This window comes from Ruegeria sp. N11 (assembly GCF_056531525.1).
The window spans coordinates 18,508-39,074 of sequence record NZ_JBQFLX010000013.1 but is presented as its reverse complement, the minus strand read 5'-3'; the positions used below and the strand labels follow the sequence as shown (position 1 = coordinate 39,074).

18 protein-coding genes are annotated in these 20,567 nt (G+C 58.2%); 4 read left to right on the top strand and 14 right to left on the bottom strand.

The annotated features are described in order from the left end of the window. Positions 1-144: 144 nt before the first annotated feature. Complete coding sequence (locus tag ACR0J8_RS14655) at positions 145-975, bottom strand: DeoR/GlpR family DNA-binding transcription regulator (protein WP_480525785.1); 831 nt, start codon at positions 973-975, stop codon at positions 145-147. 148 nt (positions 976-1,123) lie between these two features. On the opposite strand from ACR0J8_RS14655, the gene ACR0J8_RS14650 reads away from it, so the two are divergent. Beyond that, the gene (locus tag ACR0J8_RS14650) at positions 1,124-1,375 is read left to right on the top strand and encodes a hypothetical protein (RefSeq protein ID WP_480525783.1); all 252 of its coding nucleotides are present in this window, start codon (positions 1,124-1,126) and stop codon (positions 1,373-1,375) included. 32 nt (positions 1,376-1,407) lie between these two features. On the opposite strand, the gene ACR0J8_RS14645 is transcribed toward ACR0J8_RS14650, so the two are convergent. From ACR0J8_RS14645 to ACR0J8_RS14615, 7 genes are all read right to left on the bottom strand, one after another. Continuing rightward, on the bottom strand, positions 1,408-3,108 hold the full coding sequence (locus ACR0J8_RS14645) for a Na/Pi cotransporter family protein (protein ID WP_170806787.1): 1,701 nt from the start codon (positions 3,106-3,108) through the stop codon (positions 1,408-1,410). Between the two features lie 4 nt (positions 3,109-3,112). Further along, a complete protein-coding gene (locus ACR0J8_RS14640) occupies positions 3,113-3,910 on the bottom strand; it encodes an inositol monophosphatase family protein (RefSeq protein WP_170611596.1) in 798 nt (265 codons plus the stop codon). 743 nt (positions 3,911-4,653) lie between these two features. Then, positions 4,654-6,165, bottom strand: a complete 1,512-nt coding sequence (locus ACR0J8_RS14635; RefSeq protein ID WP_480890867.1) for a class I adenylate-forming enzyme family protein — start codon at positions 6,163-6,165, stop codon at positions 4,654-4,656. Continuing rightward, positions 6,162-7,583, bottom strand: coding sequence for an acylating sulfoacetaldehyde dehydrogenase (gene sauS / locus ACR0J8_RS14630; RefSeq protein ID WP_480525778.1), 1,422 nt, complete (start codon positions 7,581-7,583; stop codon positions 6,162-6,164). Before sauS ends, ACR0J8_RS14635 begins: the two co-directional genes overlap by 4 nt. Before the next feature lie 60 nt (positions 7,584-7,643). After that, positions 7,644-8,603: a Bug family tripartite tricarboxylate transporter substrate binding protein gene (locus ACR0J8_RS14625; protein WP_480525776.1), complete on the bottom strand. Its 960-nt coding sequence runs from the start codon at positions 8,601-8,603 to the stop codon at positions 7,644-7,646. 43 nt (positions 8,604-8,646) lie between these two features. Beyond that, positions 8,647-9,102 (bottom strand): tripartite tricarboxylate transporter TctB family protein, encoded by a 456-nt coding sequence (locus ACR0J8_RS14620; protein WP_170611589.1) that lies wholly within the window; start codon positions 9,100-9,102, stop codon positions 8,647-8,649. After that, entirely contained in the window at positions 9,099-10,610 is a 1,512-nt protein-coding gene (locus ACR0J8_RS14615) for a tripartite tricarboxylate transporter permease (protein ID WP_152459976.1), read from the bottom strand. Before ACR0J8_RS14615 ends, ACR0J8_RS14620 begins: the two co-directional genes overlap by 4 nt. A 113-nt stretch (positions 10,611-10,723) precedes the next feature. Here ACR0J8_RS14615 and ACR0J8_RS14610 point away from each other — a divergent pair, with 113 nt between their 5' ends. Then, complete coding sequence (locus ACR0J8_RS14610) at positions 10,724-11,764, top strand: LacI family DNA-binding transcriptional regulator (protein ID WP_480525773.1); 1,041 nt, start codon at positions 10,724-10,726, stop codon at positions 11,762-11,764. A 53-nt stretch (positions 11,765-11,817) separates the two neighbouring features. Here ACR0J8_RS14610 and ACR0J8_RS14605 read toward each other — a convergent pair whose 3' ends face one another. The 6 genes from ACR0J8_RS14605 to ACR0J8_RS14580 all read right to left on the bottom strand — a co-directional run bounded on the left by ACR0J8_RS14605 (position 11,818) and on the right by ACR0J8_RS14580 (position 18,012). After that, positions 11,818-12,111, bottom strand: coding sequence for a hypothetical protein (locus ACR0J8_RS14605; RefSeq protein ID WP_480525771.1), 294 nt, complete (start codon positions 12,109-12,111; stop codon positions 11,818-11,820). Further along, positions 12,101-13,153 (bottom strand): hypothetical protein, encoded by a 1,053-nt coding sequence (locus ACR0J8_RS14600; RefSeq protein WP_480525769.1) that lies wholly within the window; start codon positions 13,151-13,153, stop codon positions 12,101-12,103. Before ACR0J8_RS14600 ends, ACR0J8_RS14605 begins: the two co-directional genes overlap by 11 nt. Continuing rightward, positions 13,150-13,560 (bottom strand): DUF4383 domain-containing protein, encoded by a 411-nt coding sequence (locus tag ACR0J8_RS14595; protein WP_480812782.1) that lies wholly within the window; start codon positions 13,558-13,560, stop codon positions 13,150-13,152. The genes ACR0J8_RS14600 and ACR0J8_RS14595 overlap by 4 nt, the downstream gene beginning before the upstream one ends. Then, positions 13,557-15,041, bottom strand: coding sequence for an FAD-binding oxidoreductase (locus tag ACR0J8_RS14590; protein WP_480890861.1), 1,485 nt, complete (start codon positions 15,039-15,041; stop codon positions 13,557-13,559). The genes ACR0J8_RS14595 and ACR0J8_RS14590 overlap by 4 nt, the downstream gene beginning before the upstream one ends. A gap of 343 nt (positions 15,042-15,384) precedes the next feature. Beyond that, positions 15,385-15,747, bottom strand: coding sequence for a YybH family protein (locus ACR0J8_RS14585; protein WP_480525765.1), 363 nt, complete (start codon positions 15,745-15,747; stop codon positions 15,385-15,387). Between the two features lie 195 nt (positions 15,748-15,942). Continuing rightward, entirely contained in the window at positions 15,943-18,012 is a 2,070-nt protein-coding gene (locus ACR0J8_RS14580; RefSeq protein WP_480525763.1) for an oxidoreductase, read from the bottom strand. Positions 18,013-18,179: 167 nt separating this feature from the next. Between ACR0J8_RS14580 and ACR0J8_RS14575 the strand changes: the two genes are divergently transcribed. Then, positions 18,180-18,983, top strand: coding sequence for a helix-turn-helix transcriptional regulator (locus ACR0J8_RS14575; RefSeq protein ID WP_480525761.1), 804 nt, complete (start codon positions 18,180-18,182; stop codon positions 18,981-18,983). A gap of 301 nt (positions 18,984-19,284) precedes the next feature. Continuing rightward, entirely contained in the window at positions 19,285-20,562 is a 1,278-nt protein-coding gene (locus tag ACR0J8_RS14570) for a flavin-containing monooxygenase (protein WP_480525759.1), read from the top strand. Positions 20,563-20,567: the final 5 nt, after the last annotated feature.

Below are 20,567 nucleotides of genomic sequence, written 5' to 3'. Positions count from 1 at the left end.
TGCAGGTCTCCAGCCCGGCCCATATCCGGTGCATGCCAAATCTCTGTCGACGCTTTCGACAACGGCCACACCTGACATCAGGAGTATCTGTTATTGTCTCCCACGGGCAAGCGCGCTTTTGTTTTCCTTTGATCGCGAAACAGGTCAGGTGATCGCGCCACCGCTGCCCTTCTTTTTCTTCTTGCCACCCCGGCGAGATGTGATGTGAATTTTGACCCCTGCATCCTTCAAAGCCGCAGCAAAAGGTTCGGGCGGTGCAGCATCGGTCACCAGATCGGTGACCTGGTCGAACCGGCAGGCCACATTGGCCGCTCTCTCTCCGAACTTCGTGTGATCCACCGCAACGATCATGCGCCGGGTGTTGTTATGCAACGCGCGCGTCAGTTCAGCCTCCAGCGGGTTTAGCGCAAGAACCCCTCCGGAAAGCGACAGGGCATCCGCGCCACATATTACCGCGTCATAGCTGTACTGGCAGGCAAGCTGCTCGGCGGCACGGCCAAAACTGCCGCGTTCGGATCGAATGACTTCTCCCCCGGCCAGAACCGCGCGCGTTCCGTTGTGATCAGCCAGCGATGCGACAACTGACAGCGAATTGCTGACCACGGTCAAATTTTTCCGGTCGCGCAATTGCTCGGCGACATGCGTCATGGTTGACCCCACAGTAAGGAACAGCACCATGCCGTCCTCAACAATCTGACTGATTTTTTTCGCGATAAGCGTCTTTTCTTCCGCGTTGAGTTCCAGCGCCCCGGAAAACATTGGTGTATCCTGCGCACGCGACAGAAAGGTCCCGCCGTGCACCCTTTCAACCATGTTTTTCTTTGCCAGGCCTTTGACCAGTCGACGAACAGTTTCTTCCGATACGTCCATGACCTGCGCAATCTGTGTATTGCGCGCCGAACCTCCCAGTCGCGCTAGCACATCAAGCAACTCTCGGCCGCGATGGGGGATGTTTTCGCTGTCGTCAGCCATCATCAAATTTCACCATAGTTTCGCCTAAAGTTCCACGTCGCAGGCAATTGTTCTGTGACAGTTTCCGCCTTTTGGGTCGGGCACCCTCATTTACCGACAAATTCGTTCACTGGGCCGGGCTTTGTTCTTTAGCTACAAGTCGAGTGTCAGCATGACCGACCTTTGGTTCGGCTCTGTTTCGCTGTTACGCGCCTATGAATCCGAAACAAAGTGCGGGGTCCGTTTCAGATCACAACGCGGTGTTGAAGAGGTTTGCGAGGTTCTCTTACGTGTGTTCGATGGCGTTTCCGCTGCAGTGGGGGTCGATGAGGGCGCCCTGGCCGAGGTCGGGGATTGCTACTTCGGTGATACCCAGCTCGGAGAGCTTGCGCCGGATGCCGAGGCTGCTGTTGAGATCCTGTAAAAAGGCGCGGAAGCCGCCATCGACCGGTGCCGTCATCCATCGGCCTCTGTGTCCGCATCCTTTTCCATCCGCGGCATTTCTTCGATCAGGCGCGTTTCAAGCAATTGCCCGTTCCGATACAGGATCGGATAAGCCACGGCCGCGATGTGACTGTTGAACTCCCGGAACGCGCGCAATGTCTCCAGATGGATGTCGCTGGTCTCAAAGCTTTCCGTGCTGCCATGCTGCAAACGTCTGAGGTGGCGTTTGCGGCTGTCACGCTCAGCCCGCTTGATCTCGGTTTTTTCAAGGCTCAACAGGCGGGCGCTTTCCAGGTCGTCCGAGATCAACACATTTGAGGCCAATTTCAGATTGGCCAGGATGCCTTCGTGCATTTCGACCAGTTCCGACCATCCCTCTTTCGAGAATGAGGCCCCCTTTTTGCGCATGTCGGCGGCCAGAACAGTCAACCGCTTGGCAACCACATCGCCGGCGGTTTCCAGACGGATTGCGTATTCCATCAGATCCCGGGCCACCTTGGCGTTTTGCCTGCCGAACTCTTCGGCTGAAATGGCGGCCACGTATTTCCGGATACCCGACAGGCAGTCGTTCACGTCTTCATCCACCAGCCGAACAGCACGTATCTGCTCCTTGTCACCGCTGCGGTACAACTCCAGCGACGGCCTGAACATCGACTCGACCAGATCGCTCATCCGCAACAGCTCGCGCTTGAGACTGGAAAGCGCCTGACTGGGGCTGCCGCTATTGCGCATATCCAGCGCGCTGGTCGGACGGCCCGGCTGGACCATTGCCTCGGCTGATTTCGGTTCCGGAAAAAGCCGCTCGAACGGAGCACGCAAACGTCCGCAGAACGGCAAAGCCAACACCAGCAACGAGGCGTTGAACGCCAGATGCGCATTGACCAGCATCTGCCCGCCTTGCAGATCCCCCAAAACACCCGCACGCAAAGCCGCAGTAGCTGCAAACAGGGTGACCACGGCCCAACTGCCACGCAACGCGAGATTGGCGAACGGAATGCGCCTAGCTGGCAATTCCATCCCTCGCGTCAGCCAAACCGGTATGAAGGCCGAGCCGAAATTGGCCCCCAACACCAGCGACAGTCCGGCGGCAAACGGAATTGCGCCAATCTGAACCAGTGTCACACACATCAGGATCGCCGCGACCGATGAATGCATGACAAATGCCAGCGCTCCGCCGACCAAGAATGCGGTTATGTAATCTCGGGCCAGATATTCTGCGACGGCGGGCAGAAAAGCACTGTCCCGGATCGGATCCATCGCCTCGCGCAGAAAGCGCAATGAGATCAGAATGAACGCAACACCCATCAGGATGCGACCCAGTTGCCGGGGCTTTTTGGACTCGGTCTTGACGAAGAGATACCCGCCAATCGCCAGCAGCAGCGGCACCAGCCAGTCCAACTTGAAGGACAGGACCTGGATAATGAGCGCAGACCCAAGATCGGCCCCCAGAACAATCGCGAGACCGGTTGGAAAAACCAGAAAACCACCAGCTGCAAAACCGGATGTCAGCAATGCGACCGCGGCCGAACTTTGCAGGACCACCGCCATTGCGAGACCGACCATTGATGCCTGCACATAACTGCGCTGGCCCGTCATGACCCGCTGGAAAGAGGCTCCGTAGCTGCGCTCGATCCCGGTGCGCACCATTCGCACCGCATAAAGCAGCAACATCGTGGCTCCGGCCAGACTGATGAGGAAGCTTACAATCGCCATGATCCTATCCGTTCACCATTTCCAGCATTTCCGCATGCAGCTCGGGCGTCGCCGCCGAAATCACACAACCATCCGAATTCAGGTCGAGTGGTTTGCCATCCCAGTCCGTCATCACCCCACCTGCGGCCTCGATCACGGCCAGCACCGGCAGAAAATCATAAGGTTGCAGATCATAGTCTATCACTGCGTCCACATGCCCCGCCGCAAGAAGCGCGTGCGGGTAGCAGTCATAGGCAAACCGTCTGGTCTGACCGGACTGCATCAGCTTGGCGAATAACGCCGGATGATCACGATAGATCTTATCCCCTTCATTCACAAACAGGATGGACTGATCCAACCGCGTCTGGTTCGAAGTTGCGATCTCCTTGCCGTTCATTGTCGCGCCCTGACCGGATACACCAATGAAAACCTCATCTATCGCAGGCATGCCGATCACTCCGATATCCGGCTTACCATCGATCAGATGCCCAAGCAGAAAGCCAAAAAGCGGATGCCCCGAAAGGAAAGACCGGGTGCCGTCGATCGGATCGATTATCCAGACTTCGCGGCGGTTCTGCCCTTCAAACCCATGTTCTTCTCCAAAGATGCCGTGATCCGGAAAGTGTTGTTCCAGGTAGGCCCGAACCTGCGCCTCGACACCCTTGTCGGCCTGCGTCACCGGGCTCTCGTCGGACTTGAACTCAACACCAAGTCTGCCGCGAAAGTACCCCCGTGCCGCCTTGTTGGCCAATTCGGCAATCTTCACCGCGTGTGACACCAATTCGGCCGTTTCGAACGTTTGAGAGTTCTTTGGATTCAGCATCCGTTTCTGTCCTGTTTACTTTTGGAGTCTTGGCTCAGTGAAACAACAACTGCGAAAGAACCCGCCGAAGGCCCCATCCCACGCTACTTGGAACGTTTCTCGCTACCGGACCCGCAGTCTTTTCCCGATTGCTGAAAGGGTCCTGTTGTTCGACGCACCATCTTGTGCCACGCACAACGCCAGACCCTTCGAAGAAATCATGGCTTTGCAGTGATCCGGGCAAGCTAACCCTCCGTTCCTGAAGGTTATGACTATAGCCTATTTGCGGCATCAAAATCCCACATTTCGCGATCAATCTCCACAATAAACCCACAAATTCTCTCCAACACAAGAAAAAAGTACTGATTTTGTTTGTTTTCCCGATAACTGTGTGGGTTTTTGGGGATTGCACAGGCCTCTTTCCAACAGGCTGAAACGGCTTGCGTAGAAAATGGGGTGAAAACAACGCCCGCACCGTCGCAAGCTCCACGCGCCTTTGACGCGTAAGATCCGGCGCTCTTTTCACCCGAAGCCGATCCCCATATTAGCCGGGTCGGACAACTCATTACCGAAAGCGAACGGTATGACAACGCTTCACAGGCCGTGACCGCGCAGATTACGTCGAAAGTGCGCCTACGAGCTGGCGCTAGTTTTACTTTTCAGAGCTCGAATTTGCCGATCTTCTGGCGCCCACGCGCCGGCAGCACGATCTGGGAACAGAGTTGGCCGATAGCGGCATGAAACTCGACCACCCGACCTGCATGTCAAACAGACCTTTTGCTGGTCTCTTCATTGATCATTTCGAGGATCTTGTTTCGCTGGATTTTTCCGGATGGCCCCTTTGGCAGGTCCTGCAAAACATGAACTTCATCGGGCGACTTGAAATGGCCCAGTTGAGCATTGCAAAGCCTGGACAATTCCAGTGGCGTCAAAGAGGAGCCTTCGCGAATTTTCACCGCCGCCTCGACAGTCTCACCATAACTGGCACAAGGTCGGGCGAAGGCGGCGGCTTCGACGACATCGGGATGAGAATAAAGCACCTCGTCAATCTCGCGCGGCGCAATGTTTTCGCCCCCTTTGATGATAAGTTCCTTCAGCCTGCCGGTGACATAGACGTAGCCATCCTCATCCATACGGGCGAGGTCTCCGGTCCGCAGCCAGCCATCGGATGTAAATGTGCCTGCGGTTGCGTCAGGGTTCTGGAGATATTCCAGCATGACATTCGGACCGCGTATGACCAGTTCACCCTCCGCTCCGCGTGGAACGGGCCGGAGGTTCTTGTCAAAGATATCCGCCTCATTTCCAAAGGGGATGCCCGGTGATCCGATTTTGCGAATGCCGGGCGGCAACGGATTGGACAGTATCTGCGCGGCGGTTTCCGTAAGCCCCATGGTCTCGACAATCGGGATTTCGAAACGGTTTTCAAACGCACGCTGCACGTCCGGCGCCAAAGCGGAAGATGCAGAACGGCCAAAACGCACACGATGGCGGGTCGGCGCATCCGGTTTTGTATCGGAATGCAGCAGGTGGGAAATGATGGTCGGAACCACCGAAAACCATGTCGCCTCGGCCTTCCCAAGGTTTTCCCAGAACCGGCTGGCGGAAAATCGTTCACACATGGCCAATGATCCGCCAGAGACAAGCGTTCCCATAACCGTCACGCACAGGCCGTTGATGTGGTAGATTGGCAGAACGCAAAACCCGCGATCAGCTTCGGACAGCTCATGTGCAACCACCGTGGTCCAGCCGCCCGCCAACAGGCTGGAATGGGTGTGAACGACGCCTTTTGGGCGCCCTGTTGTTCCGGACGTGTACATCAGAAGCGCGTGATCGCCCGGCGAAAGGTCGTGCAGATCGCCATCGGCATCTTTCGCATCTGAAATTCTCAACGCGGTTATTTTCGCTGGGTCGGCCGTACGTTCAAACAAATCCACCTGTTCGGGGTGCACAAAACCATAGCGCGCACCGCTATGGTCCAGCGCATAGGCCACCGCGCTGTCCCCCGCGACGAGGTTTATCATCGTCGCCCGGAACCCGCCGTAAAGGACGCCGAAAAGGACCTCCAGCGCTTCGCGGCAATTGGGATAAAGGATGGCGACGCTCTCTCCTTTTTCGACACCCAATCCGGTCAACATGACCGCAATTCTTTGCGCTGTTTCGCGCAGCTCGGGCCAGCTCAGGTCGCTCGCGCCATCCGGAAAAACGAAACCGGTTCCGCCCTCGGCTGCCCGTTTGTCCAGCCAGTCACGGACGGTTCCTTTGGGCGGGTCGATCATTGCCCGGCCTCCGACCAGTACTTTCCGAAAATCTCTTCCAGCGCGGGCTCCCGCGGCGGAGTTTCACGCACGACTTTGGTGGTCTGGATGAAATGCCGCCAATGCAGGTTTGTGTCGATGGAGTTTCCCCCCCAGCTGCCACAGCCCATCGACAGGGAAAAAGGCATCCCGTTGGTAAAGCTACCGCCGGTGGCAAAGGTATGCGCCTGGTTTACGATAACACGACAGGTCGGCAGATCCCGGCTCAACCCGATCGCGCGCGCGTCGTCCTTTGTATGAATGCCAACCGAATGCCCTGCCCCCTGATGTGCCAGAATGCGGGCGGTGATTGTCCGGGCCTCTTCGAAATCTGCCGCGCGATAGAGCGCGAGTACCCGGCTAAGCTTTTCTCCGGAAAGGGGATGATCCGGGCCGATCCCGGCAGTCTCAACTGCCAAATATCGGGTTCCCTCGGGCACCTTGCCCGCCATGCCCAGCGCTTCAAGCATCTTGTCCGCGTCCTGCGCGATGACGGAACGGCTGAGATGACCATCGGGCCAGAGCCGGGCGATGATATCACCTGCTTCCGAGGAACGGACCAGGGCACCACCCTCGGCGGCCATCGCCGCAACGAAAGCGTCGTAGACTGCATCCACCACGACCACCGCATTCTCGGAGGAACAGGAGGTCGCGTTGTCGAAACACTTTGAGGCGGTAATTTTTGCCGCTGCGGCCTGCAGATCGGCAGTCTCGTCGACAATCACCGTGACATTGCCAGCCCCAACGGCCACCGCCGGCGTACCGCAGGATTGTGCGCGATGAACGTTGTTTTGGCTTCCGGTGCAGATCACCCGGTCTACAGCCTCCATCAACCGTTGTGTCTTGGCCTTTGACCCGGGCGCAGGCAGCATCTGCACCAGATCGCGATTAAGCCCAAGCTTGTCGAATTCGGCATGTATGTAGCCAAGCAGCAATTCACAGGACGCAACACCTTTGGGGGACGGCGCCACCACGATGGCATTGCCGCCCTTGAGTGCGTTGATGATGTTGTTGGCCGGCGTCGCGGCAGGGTTGGTCGACGGCACAACCGCACCAATCACGCCGATGGCGCGCGCGATCTCGGTGATACCTGTTGCCGGATCATCGCTGATAATCCCGTGCGTATTGGCGTCGGCTATATCGCGCAGCAACCCGAGCGTCTTGCGGTGGTTCTTGGTGATCTTGTCGGGCACGTTACCCAGGCCGGTGGTTTCCACGGCCAGTTCGGCAAGGGCCCGGTTGCGTTCCGGTTCCATGATCGCCCATCCCGCTGCAAGTGCCGCTTTGTCATATAGCGCCTGACTACCACTGGCTTCGAAAGCAGACTGAGCGGCACGCGCCCGTTCGACGATCCGGTCCACTTCGGCAATTTCGGGGGCAATCCCGTCCTGAGCGTTCATCTTGGTCCTCGATAGATTGACCGGGGCGGACCTGTTCCGCCCCATTTTAGAATGTCCGGGTCAGAGACCGGCCAGCAGTTCGTTCAGTGTTTGTTGACGCTGGCCCCACATCTCGATCACCTCGTCACGGGTCATGATGTGCATGGGCGACCCGCCGGCCTCCATCTTCTTGGCGACACGCGAATTGGCAAACATCTCAGGTACTGTCGCGGCCAGCTTTTCAATCACTTCGGGCGGTGTTCCTTTTGGCACCATCACACCCCGGAAATTGACCGACGAGTTGTCCACGTCCAGCCCCTGTTCCATCATCGTTGGAACATCCGACAGAAACGCGTTGCGCTCAAGATCGGCGACACCCAGAATTTTGACATTGCCCGCTTCCTGCGCGCGGAATGCATCGGACAGGTTGTTGATGCCGCCCATGACCTCACCGGCAATCACGGCCTTCATGGCCGCCGCGCCGCCACCCTTGGTCGGGATATAAGCCATCTTGGTTCCGGCTGCCTTGTCGATTTGCAGCGCCGCGATGTGGTGGCCCACAAACAATCCGGCACCGGATACCGTCAGCTTGCCCGGGTTTTCCTTGGCATAGGCAATGACATCCTGCATCGAGTTGAACGGGCTGTCGGCGCCCACGACAAATACCGCCGGATCCGCACCCCAGTTCGCGATAGGTTCGAAACTGTCGGTCGAATACTCCACGCCACCCTTGATCGACTGGGCGATGAAATGCGGAACATTGTAGGCCGCCAGCGTATAGCCGTCTGCATCCGCCTGCGTGGCGAACCAGTTCCAGCCCACGCGGCCACCCGCGCCGGGCTTGTTGATGATGGCGATGGGCATTCCCAGCGCGTCCTCGTTTCCGGCGGTCATGGTCACGATCCGCGCCTGAAAGTCTGTCGCGCCGCCAGCCCCGTAGCTGACCATCATCATGATCGGCCGTTCGGGATAGTCCTCGGCCGCCGCCGCACCCGTCAGGCTCATGAGGGCCAAAGCCGCCCCGGCAATCAATCGTTTCATTTTGCGTTTCCTCCCTGATTTGGTTCTTCCGCTGTTTGCGCGGTCAGAACAGAATTTCCCTTGGCGTGTGGACGTTCAGAAGCATGGAAAAGAGGCCGTACATCACCGCCACGAAGACGCCCGTGATGATCCCGCGCCGGATCCAGCTTTTGACGTCCGAATGCGGCGCCGGGTCATAGATCGACAGCAGGATGAAGAAGGCGATTGTTGTCGCGGTGTAAAAACCCAGCGACTTGGCCGCCCAGAACACATAGATCAGCGTCACGATCAGACCCGGCAGCATGTTGACAAACATCGTGCGCGTGACGCCGTTGCCAACCTTGGACAATCCCATGACTGCCTTGCCAAACGTCCATCCGGCCAGAACCACAAAAACGGTTGCGATCAGACGCGGGAACAGGAACGCCTCGGCCGGTTGCTGGGTGTAGCTGACCCAGGTCACCCAAAGGCCGACCGAAAAGACAAGACCTGATCCGAATACATGCTGCGAACGGTTCATGCCTGTGCCTCCTCTTTGGTGGTGTAGCGACGGTGGCGCAATTCCATCCAAACCGAATAAGCGACCGACGCCAGCACAATGGCGATCAGGAACAGGTTCAAACCGCCACTCAGGAAGTATGCGGCCTTGCCCACGGTGGCGTCAGCAATCATTCCGCCCTGAATGAAGTTGGCTTCGGCGATGGGTCCCAGGATCAGGCCCAAAACCAGTGGCGCCGCCGAAAAACCAAACCGTTCCAGAAAGAACATGCCTATCCCCAGGCAAGCCATGACATAGACGTCACCCATCGAACCCTGAACCGAGTATGCTCCGAAAACGGACAGCGCCAGGACGATTGCAGCCATCACCGATTGCGGCACCTGCGCGACACGGGCTGCAAGACCGGCAACGTAAAGGCCAAAGATGCACATCAGCACCTGCCCGATCAGCATCGAGTTGATGAAGGTCCATGCCACGTCCGGGTGGTTGTCGAACAGGTCCGACCCCGGGAAGATGCCGTGGATCAGCAATCCGCCCAGCAGAACCGCAGCGGTGGGGCTTCCGGGGATCGAAAGGGTCAGCAGCGGCACCAGAGACGGGCCGACCATGGCATTGTTGGCGGATTCCGCGGCAATGACGCCCTCGGAATGACCGGTGCCGAACTTGTCTTTTTCGGATGAGAACTTCTTGGTCTGGTCATAGGCCACAAGGCCCGCGATCTGCCCACCGACACCCGGGATCAGGCCGATGATCGAACCTGTCAGGGTTCCGATGCTTAGGGCCCGCGTGCGGCTGAACAGCTCCCGGAAGGCGGCCATTATCGAGTGGCGCTGCACCTCGATGACCTCGGCTCCGGCATTGTGGCGCCCTTTGGCGAACATCGTCAGAACCTGCGGGATTGCGAAAAGTCCGATCAGGGCGGCAATGATGTTGATGCCGCCACCCAAGGCGGGATGAAAAATGAACCTCTGCGCGCCCATGATGTCGTCGAAGCCGATGGTCGCAAGCCACAGCCCGATGCAACCCGACAGCAACCCTTTGACAACCGACGCGGAATCCAGCGTTCCGATCACCGTGACACCCAGAATGGCCAGCCAGAACAGGTGTGACGGACCAAAGGCCAGCGCCCATTTCGCCAGAACCGGGGTCAGGAAGATCAGAAGCAAAACGCCAAATATCCCGCCCACGGCCGAGGCCAGAAAGGACAATTGCAGCGCCCGCGCACCCTGTCCCTGTTTCGCCATGGTGTGCCCGTCCAGCGTTGTGGCGATATTGGCAGGCGCTCCGGGGATTTTCAGCAAAATGGCGCTGACCGCGCCGCCCGCAACAGTCGAGGTATAGGCAGCGCCCAGCAGGATCAGGCCCTGCGCGGCCTCAAGCTGGAAGGTGAACGGGATCAGCAACGCAACCGCCATCGTGGGTGACAGGCCCGGCGTCGCCCCAAGGATCAACCCGCCTATCGTGCCACCCAAAAGCAACAGGAACGAGAGCGGCGTGAACACATCTCCGAAGTAGTAAATGAATTCCATTCAGGGCCTCCCAACCCGTCGGTTCACACTTTTACTTTTGTTGACAAATCAGGTTAGGCGATGAAAATAGTATTGCAAATGTTTTCATAAAATCGACTGTGAGAGAGGGTTTTATGACTAAATTTAAAAAAGATAAGGTGGATATCGTGGCCGTTGCAAAGGCCGCAAAAGTTTCACCCTCGACCGTTTCCCGCACCTTCAACCACCCCAGTCTGGTCAACCCTGCGACTCGGAAAAAGATCAACCGGGCCGTTCAGCGATTGGGCTACATCCGCAACCGCGCGGCTCAGACGATGCATGGAAAACGGTCGGGCACGATCGGCCTGGTGGTGCCAACAATCAACCACGCCATTTTTGCCGAAGTCATTCAGGCTTTTTCGGATTCAATCGACAAGGCCGGCTTCAGTCTCTTGCTGGCGTCGCACGGGTATGACCTGGATCGGGAATACGCCATGGTTCGCAAGCTGCTGGAACATCGCGTCGACGGCGTGGCACTGGTTGGGTTGGAACATTCCGATGCCACCGCCCGACTGATCGAACAGCAGAAAATCCCGGCGCTTGCGATCTGGAACTATTCCGAGGATTCCGCCCTTCCCTGTGTTGGGGCAGACAATCGACTGGCAGGACGTCTTGCGACCGAGCACCTGCTGGCCTTGGGGCACCGGGACATTGGATTGATCTTCCCCAAAACGACCGGCAATGACCGTGCGCAAAACCGGCTGTCCGCCGTGCATGATGCACTTGAGGAAATGGGCGTATCCATCCCGAGCGAGCATGAGTCGGAAGCTCCGTACAGTGTGTCTCAGGCCAAACAGGCCGCCCTGACGCTTTTGACGGAACATTCTCGTCCCACGGCCCTGCTTTGCGGAAATGACGTCATCGCGCAGGGCGCTTTGTTTGCGGCCCAGAGCCTAGGTTTGAAGGTTCCTGATGACCTCTCGATCATCGGTATCGGGGATTTCAAGGGATCCGCAGATGTCGAACCGGGGCTCACCACCATTCGAATCCCCGCCGAAACCATCGGCAAGCTCGCCGGTGAAAGGTTCACCGACTACATAACCTCGGATGAACCAGAGCCTTTCAGACTCTGCTGTGAACTGGAATGCATTGTCAGGGGAACAACTGCCAGCACTCGTTTTTCCCGAACTGTTTGAATGGTTCTTGCCCAGTAAGACAAGACGACCTCGTGATCCCAGGCGGGCCTTGCTCAATCTGCCTTCGGCATGGGCAAGCAGCCTGTCAATCCCGCAGGCAGCACCATCCAGGCCCCCGACCGATACAATAGTGGCACGAAGCCATCCTGCTCGGACGTGAGTGTAACGCTGACAGCTGAAGCTGAGATCATCGATATTTCGTTCGGAAGGGACTTCAGAAACCCGTCTGTCGGGAACAAGATGACATAGGCCGGGGCCTCGTCCGTCAACAGGGCCGTCACCAGCATGACGACCAGCCAGCCGATCAGCATTGAAGGGATTGCAATCAGGACAGACCTAGTAGTCATGGATATGCTCCAGCTTCTGCTCTCCTAAATCTAATGCACGGATCCGGTCGGCCAATTCGGAAACCTTCACCACCATCAGATGCCGGTAATCGCCAGACCCTTGCCGTGACCGACTGTAGATCGCGCCGTCCATGTCCGGATCACCGGACAGAACTGTGAACAGGATGCCGTCATTCCCTGCGATCTCTACGAAATCCACTCCCTCACGCGCCCAGCGTTGCAGCAGAAGGGTCAACGCGCGGTATCGGGGAGTTTCCACTTCGATCCCCTGCGGATGCTCCGCCAGAACATAAACACCCTCCTCTGCGTCCAGCAGGGAACGGTCCGCATTTTCAACAATCATCCGCAGGGTCGGTTCATCCTGGCCCACCTGCGCCACCGCATCGGCGATCACATCCGCATAGGCGGCCTTGACCCCGTATTCGATCCCCAGGGCGATCCGCCGCTCACGGTCCCGCAAATTGTACGTGGCCTGTTCGTTCAAATCAGCCCGATCCTCGCGAAACCGCCATTTGTACCACGGAACCTGCTGCAAAAACCTGGCATAGCCGGCGGCTTGGCTGGCCGAGAGATCATCCAAAGGCGCCCGTGTCTGTCCGCGCAGCGCCGCGAAAACCCGGCCAAAGGTTTCCTCATAGGCGGCTTTGAGCAGCAATTCGGCGGTAAAACTGACCCCGATCACATAGACCATTTGCTTGGTCGCGCCATCAACCGCGCCATGGGAACTTGCAGCAGCACTCAGCGCGCAAAGCGAAGACCAGAATCCTCCGACAGCGCGAAAATATCCGTACTCATGCGGATCACCGGATTGGATGACCGTGGCGTAATCCTCGTAAGCATGAACGATGTGCCATTCCGGATAGGTCATCAGGGTCCGGGTTTCGGGTCGTTGAAAGGCGGGATCGATCAGCGCCTCATAGGCGGCAGGCTGGCCCGACCCCCGGCACATGATTTCCACATAGGCAATCGGCGACAGCAATCCCGCAACGCAGATCACCACCACCAGCAACAGCCATTTGCAGTATCGCCACAGCCGTCTCACCCGTGCTCGGCTCCGCCGCGAAACCCGGCCCAGACGCCGATTCCGCCCAATGCCAGATGCGGCAGGTTCGCAAGGAACCGCGGCAGCGACCAATCGGTGCCCAGCGATGCGTTGGTGAATATTCCAAGATCAAGGAACCCGTAGCCGGTGAAGATGCCGAATATCCCATCCCCAAGATAGGCCAGCCCGAACAGGATCAGGAATGTCCGCGCCGCCCGATGTGAAAGTAGCCCCGCGATCAGCGCCCACAGGGCCGAAGCCACATGCAGTGCATCGTCGTAGATATCCAGCGCAAAGATGCCAAAAACCAGCCCATCTTCATCCGTCAGGCCCGGGACATAGTTCAACGACGCCGCGATCATGAGCGCCACGAAATACCCCAAACACAGTTTTTGCAGATTGCTCATAGTTGCCCCAGATACTGATCCCAAAGATTGTTGCGCAGCACCAGATCGGGGTCCAGTTCCCGCTTGGCTTTCGCAAATTCCTCTGCCCGTGGGTAGGCACCGGTCAACTGTTCGATTGTGGCGTGCGGGCGGTAAGGCAGGTAATAGGCTCCACCGATCTCGACGATCCGGTCAATCAGCGCGCGGGTCATGCGCGCCATATCCGCTTCACCGCGTTGGGTCAGCTCCTGACTGAAGGACATGACGGCAGCAATCCGCGGTACACGGGCAAAGGACAGCACAGATTGATCGTCCTGCGCCACATACCGAAGGGTCACATTCAGGAACTCCTGATACGAGGCCGGGATCACCTCGCGGCAGGCCTCGACAAAGCTGTCGAAGGCGTCAAACCCGACGAAATGCTCGTGCAAAATGTCCGTCCGGTCGGGGTTGCGATCATCCAGTGTCACCACCGGTTCATTGATCAGCGAGTTGCGCGTCACCGCACCCGACCCCAGAGCCGGGCCAACTCTGGTTTCATTCCACCAGCGGAAGGATTTGAATGTCTCATTGCCAAGCTGGGCGCGATAGATCCGGCTGGCCGCATGTGCCATCCATCCGGAACCGGAGGCCGCCGGCAGATCGTCTTGATCTTCTGTCTCGCGATAGGTGATCAACAGCGCCTTTTGAAAGAACGACTCGCGTTCCACATTCAGCCGCCCATAGGCCATTGTCACTGTCGGATCCATGATTGCCGCCTTGAAACGGTCGGCAAATTCGCCGGTTTCCATCACCTCAAATGCCGGAGACAGCCGGGCATTCCTGACCATCTCGATCTCCATGTCCACAATGACCCCGATAAGGCCGTATCCCCCCATCGCAAGGTTGAACAACTCCGTGTTTTCGGTTGGTGAACAGGTCACCAGATCGCCGGACGGCAACACCATCCGCAGGGACCGCACAGTGGATCCCATCGGTCCGAACGGCACCGGCCAACCATGCGCATTGACCGAATAGGTCGCAGCGAGGCCGAAGTCATTGTTGGATTGCATCACTTTGGGCGACCATCCCTGGGGGTCGAGCGCCGCAATGACATCCGACCACCGCGCGCCCGCATGGGCCTGATAGCTTTGATTGGCCGTGTCCAGTTCGACACGCGCATTGTCAAAAGTCATGGCCGCACCATCACGCGGGATCGCTTGCCCCCCCATGGAATGACGCGCTGCGCCGACGTTCAGGGGCCGTCCTTCCGCACGCGCCTGTGACATTTCTCGCCGGATCACCGCAACCAGTTCCTGATCGCCCTCTGAAATCCGCAGATGCCTGTGGATCGGCGTCGCCGACAGACCGCTTGCATCGTTCAGGTAGTTCTCCCCGGTCGGCGCAACGATGCGGTTTGCACCAGCATAGGTGGGCAACTCCGCCCGAAACAGGCCTGCCAATCCCCATCCCGCCAAACCACCGGCACCGACCAGCGCGGCACGGCGTGTAAAATTCTTCATTATGTCTTCCTCCCACAGTCGGTGCGGAAACCCAAAACAATACTGAAATCAGCTGAGCTAATACCGTTTTTTGGAAGAGTTATCTCACAAAGTCATGGCCGCAGGGAAGGCACCGCAGAGAAATGAAACCAAGTGGCAATTTCCGTGTGCGAAATGCCTGGAAGGAAACACGCCATTCCGCCCGATGACAGGAAACTCTGCATCGGTCTCTCACGTTTTCGAACCCGCCGGTGGCGGCTTTCTGCGCGGATATTCAGACCGCCTTGGAACCAGTGATCAAAGCCGACCGACGAACATCACGACAGCTTCATGCAAGTGACGAACAATATCCGCTCTGCTTGGTTCAGGCGTCGAAGTTCCAGATGTCGCGCTGAACCTCCCAGCCGTCTTTGCCTTTCTGGAAGTAGAGAATGTACTTCCCTGAGAGGTCCTGCCCTCCCATCGAGCCCGTCAACGTTCCCATGGTGACGGCAAAATCTCCGCTGACATGCGCCCCGGTCGGGTTGGCCACGACGTTGCTTAGACCTCCGTCGATTGCGGCCTGCCAGTACTCGCGGATCGCAGTGTGACCTGACATGGTCGGTGCGCCCGGCGGCATGATCGCGCCGTCTTCGGCATAGGGTGCGGTTGCCTTGCCGGCATCCTTTGCGTTGATCCCTTCAATGATTGCCGCATCGAGCGCTTTGACGGTGTCCAGAACTGACATCTTCTCCTCCCGAGTTTTCCCGCAGATGATCACAGACTACCACAGTTGCCCGAGTCGCTTCACATCTGCGATGCCAGGACTAGGTAAGCCCCGGGAAAAGCGGAAGGCGACGAAAGCCAATCGGCTCAGCTTAGGTCGCTTTGCCTCCGGTCCTCCATCGCCCGATTGGCGGCGGCAAACAAGCCCACGCCAATCTCAATCCGTTGCCAGTTCCGTGATCTCGCGGCGGAAGGGCAAGGCGTCCCCAATATCCGGCCCGTCCAGCTCGCGGGCGTATCGATGCCCGGCATAGGTCGCCCATGCAATCGGCCCCGGTGCATTGGCGTCTCCGATCAGCTTGACGGACTTGATGCCTGCGTCGGCCCAATCGGTCTCTTTCGCCTTCAGGGCGTTGTAGACGCCGTTGTTCTCAAGCCGGGATGCGACCATTACGACGGCATCGGCTTCGATCTTCCAGGTGCGGTCCGTATACACACAGTTCGATACCACATGATCGGTGTGGATTTCCGCTACACCCTGATTGAGCACGATTTCGACCCCGGCTTCGACCAGTCGCGGGTGGATTGCGATCTGTTCCAGCGTGTTGTTCGTCCAGTCGCTGACATAGGCTGACGGCGTGACGAGCGTCACCTGCGCCCCGTTTCTCGCCAGCAACTCGGCCAGCACGCCGCCCATGTAGTAGTGGTCGTCGTCATACACCACCACGCGGCCCGAAGGGATCGTACCATCCATCAGGTCGTCAGGCGTATAGACCTTGGCGCCATCTGCAATCGGCATTGGCACGACATGCTGACGGGCAACACCGTCGCGACGCCATGTGGATCCGGTCGCGATACAGACGTTTTCGAATCCGAACTCAAGAATGCTGTCGGCATCCAGTTCACTCTCGCGGTAGATTTCCACGTTCGGCCGCTGTTGCAACTGATATTCCCGGTAGTCCACGACACGCCCCCAGGCGCTGAGCCCCGGCAACGCGCGTTCGCGGGTGACACGTCCTCCGATCACGTCCCGCGCTTCGGCCACGGCCACATCGTAGCCGCGGCGGCACAGCGCCCAGGCCGCTTCAAGTCCCGCAGGACCAGAGCCGACAATCAGCACGTTCGAGCTGTCGCCCTTTTCGTTCATCTTCTCGGGGTGCCAGCCCTTGCGCCATTCCTCCATGAAGGTCGGGTTCTGGGTGCAGCGGCTGATCGACATGGTCATGTCGCCGGTGATGCAGATATTGCAGCCGATGCATTCGCGAATGTCGTCGATCCGGCCTTCCTCGATCTTCTTCGGCAGGAACGGGTCGGCAATGGATGGGCGGGCGCAGCCGATGAAATCCAGCGTTCCGGACTTGATCATCCTGGCCATCACATCCGGTGAAGTGAACCGCCCTACCCCGACAATGGGCTTGTCGGTGAGTTCATGAATGCCGCGCACAAGATGTTCCTGCGCCGCCTCTTCCTTGAACCGCGACGGGCCCGAGCAATCTTCCCAGGTGCCCTGCGCCAGATCCCAGAGATCGGGTAGATCCTTGTTCATCTCGACATAGTCACGCACCTCGGCGTTCGAGAAGCCAAGTTCGCCGATGGTTTCGTCCAGCGACACCCGCAGCGTGATCGCCATCTTGTCGCCCACAGCGTCGCGCATGTCAGCGATGACTTCCTGACTGAACCGGGCCCGGTTTTCCAGAGACCCGCCATATTCATCGCTGCGCTGGTTGGTGGCCCGGCTCAGGAAGTGCTGAAAAATCCCGAACCCGTGTGCGCCATACAGACAGATCAGGTCAAATCCGGCATCCTGCGACCGTTTGGCCGCATTCACGAACCAACGGCGCAGGTCCCGGATGTCCTGCTTGTCCAGTGCGCGCGCCTGAACCGGATCGTTGGTGAACGTACGGATTGGCAATGCGGTCGGTGCCAGCGGTACCTCTTTCGTGTAAAGGTTCGGCCCGTTGATGCCCGAATAGGCCAATTGGATCCCGGCCAGCGCGCCATGTTCTTTCATTTTCTCGGACATCTTGCGCAGTTGCGGAATGTCCTTGTCTTCCCACAAACGCAATTCGATGAACGGCGTGATCTCCGAGGTATGGTGCATCTCGCACTGTTCGGTAAAGATCACGCCCCAGCCGCCCTCGGCTTTGATACCTCGCATCGCAGCAGCAGCCGAAGGATCACGATAGCCGCCGCCATTGCAGTGCGGCACCTGATAGAAGCGGTTCTTGGCGGTTAGCGGGCCAATCTTCATCGGTTCGAACAGAACATCATAGCGTGGATCGCGCATTGCTGGATCTCCCTTAGGCATCTGGCGGTATCGCCCTGTGGCGGGCCGAAATTCTGATGGTCAGAGCGTATTTCGCGCTGGATATACCCCCTTATTTCGACAATCATGGTAGGTCATGGATCATGAGGGGGTATATACCCCCAAAGAGGTATAGCGCCGTGGACCACATGCCCAAGCCAGAGCTTCTGGCAGACACAATCCTGTCCATAGGTACCACCGGGTTTGCCCAGCGATTGCAAAACTGGCTCGGCGCCTGCCTGCGTATCGATAACATGACCATCGTCGCTTTCTTCAAAAGCCAACAACCAGAGGTCTTTCTGACCCAAGCCAGCGAGAAGCGCGTTTTTGAACGTATGAACAGCCACTATGTAACAGGCGCTTACCTGCTGGACCCGTTCTATTCCCTGCACGCGGCAGACGCGGCAGATGGGATGTACCGACTAAGCGACATTGCCCCGGACCAGTTTCATCGCAACGAGTACTACAAATCCTATTATCAACGCACCACGCTCGCCGATGAGATCGCATTCTTCTCGTCTCCGACGCAGGGCGTGTCGATGACCGTCTGTCTGGGGCGGGATGCGACCACCGCATCACGGTTTTCATCCCGTGATCTTGAGCAGGCAAGGCAATTGGCCCCGGTTGTAAATGCGCTGGTCAGGCAGAACTGGTCGGACCTCAGACCGCAGGGCTCAGACACGCCGGAAGATGTCGTCGATCTTTTGCGTCACCGACTGTCCTCGGAACTCGAGATCAGTTTGAGCGCAAGGCAAGCTGAGATCGCACTTTTGATCCTGCAGGGGCATTCGTCGGTTTCCATCGGCCTCACGCTTGGGATCAGCCCGCAAACCGTCAAAGTCATACGCAAGCAGCTATACAGGAAATGCCAGATCTCTTCGCAGGGAGAGCTGTTTTATCTGATCGCACCGTACCTGTCCGATCACAGCCAACTGCAATCAAAACAAGCGTAAATCCTTCCAGATTAGCCAAAACCTAACTAAGGGTAAGCTAGACAGTAATTTCGCCCAATTCCAACTTGTGGGACGTTCCTCACGAAACGCGCAAGGCGTGCTGGATCGGCACGGAAAGCTGTAATCGCGAAGTGACCGTCGCCCGAACAATGGTCACTTTGACGACTGCACGCCGTCCTCCGAAATCGGTGACTACAGGGGCCTCCATAATTGGAACCGTCTGTCAGACCCTATCCAGTTCAGCCAGGAGTTTGCCCGGCCATTTGTGTCGGACCGAGATACAGTCAAAGGGAAACGAAACATGCCCATCGAGAAAACGGACACACTGGTTGTTGGTGGCGGTCAAGCCGGTATCGCGCTCAGCGAGCATCTGGGAAACAACAATGTTCCGCATATCATTCTGGAAAAGAACCGGACTGCCGAGGCGTGGCGTACCGGTCGCTGGGATGCTCTGGTCGCCAACGGCCCGGCCTGGCACGATCGTTTCCCGAGCCTGCTGTTCAAGGGCGACGATCCGGATGCCTTTGTCTCGAAAGACCGGGTGGCCAACTATCTTGTCGAATATGCCGAAATGGTGAACGCGCCCATCCGCGAAGGTGTCGAGGCGCTCAGGGCCGAGCGTATGCCCGGCGAGGGCGGCTTCCGTGTCGAAACTTCGGCCGGTGAAATCCATGCCAAGCGCATTGTTGCCGCTACGGGCGCTTTCCAGCATCCGGTGATCCCGCCGATTGTGCCGAAAACGGAAGGTGTCGACCAGATTCACTCGTTTTTCTACAAGAACCCCGGCCAGTTGGCCGAAGGTGCCGTGATGGTCGTCGGTGCCGGATCATCCGGCGCACAGATCGCGGATGAGCTGAACCGGGCTGGCCGCAAGGTGTTTCTGTCGGTAGGACCGCATGACCGCCCGCCGCGCCGCTATCGAGGCCGGGATTTCGTCTGGTGGTTGGGCGTTCTGGGCCTGTGGGACGTGTCCGCGATGAAGCCGGGAACCGAACACGTGACCATCTCGGTCAGCGGCGCCTATGGCGGGCACACAATGGATTTCCGTCGTCTTGGCAACGAAGGCGTCACCCTGGTTGGCATGACAAAAAGCTTCGAGAACGGCATTCTGAGCTTCGCCGACGATTTGCGGCGCAATGTGGCCGCTGGCGATGCCAATTATCACGAAATGCTGGATTTGGCGGACGCCTATGTGGACCGTACCGGCCTTGATCTTCCGGAAGAACCCGAGGCGCGAGAAGCCTTCGCCGATCCCGACAGCCTGACCAATCCGCTCGGTTCGGTCGATTTCACCAAGGAAGGCATTACCACGATCATCTGGGCCACGGGCTTCCGTCAGGATTTCAGCTGGATCAAGGCCAATGCCTTCGACAACAAAGGCGCGCCGATCCATCAGCGCGGGGTTTCGGTTGAACCGGACGTGTATTTCCTTGGCCTGCCCTGGCAGTCGCGCCGCGGCTCGACCTTCCTGTGGGGCGTCTGGCACGATGCGAAATACATTGCCGATCAGATCGCGATCCAGCGGGCCTATGCCGATTATGACGGCGAAGCAGCGATCATTGCCCCCGCAGCAGAGTAAGAAGA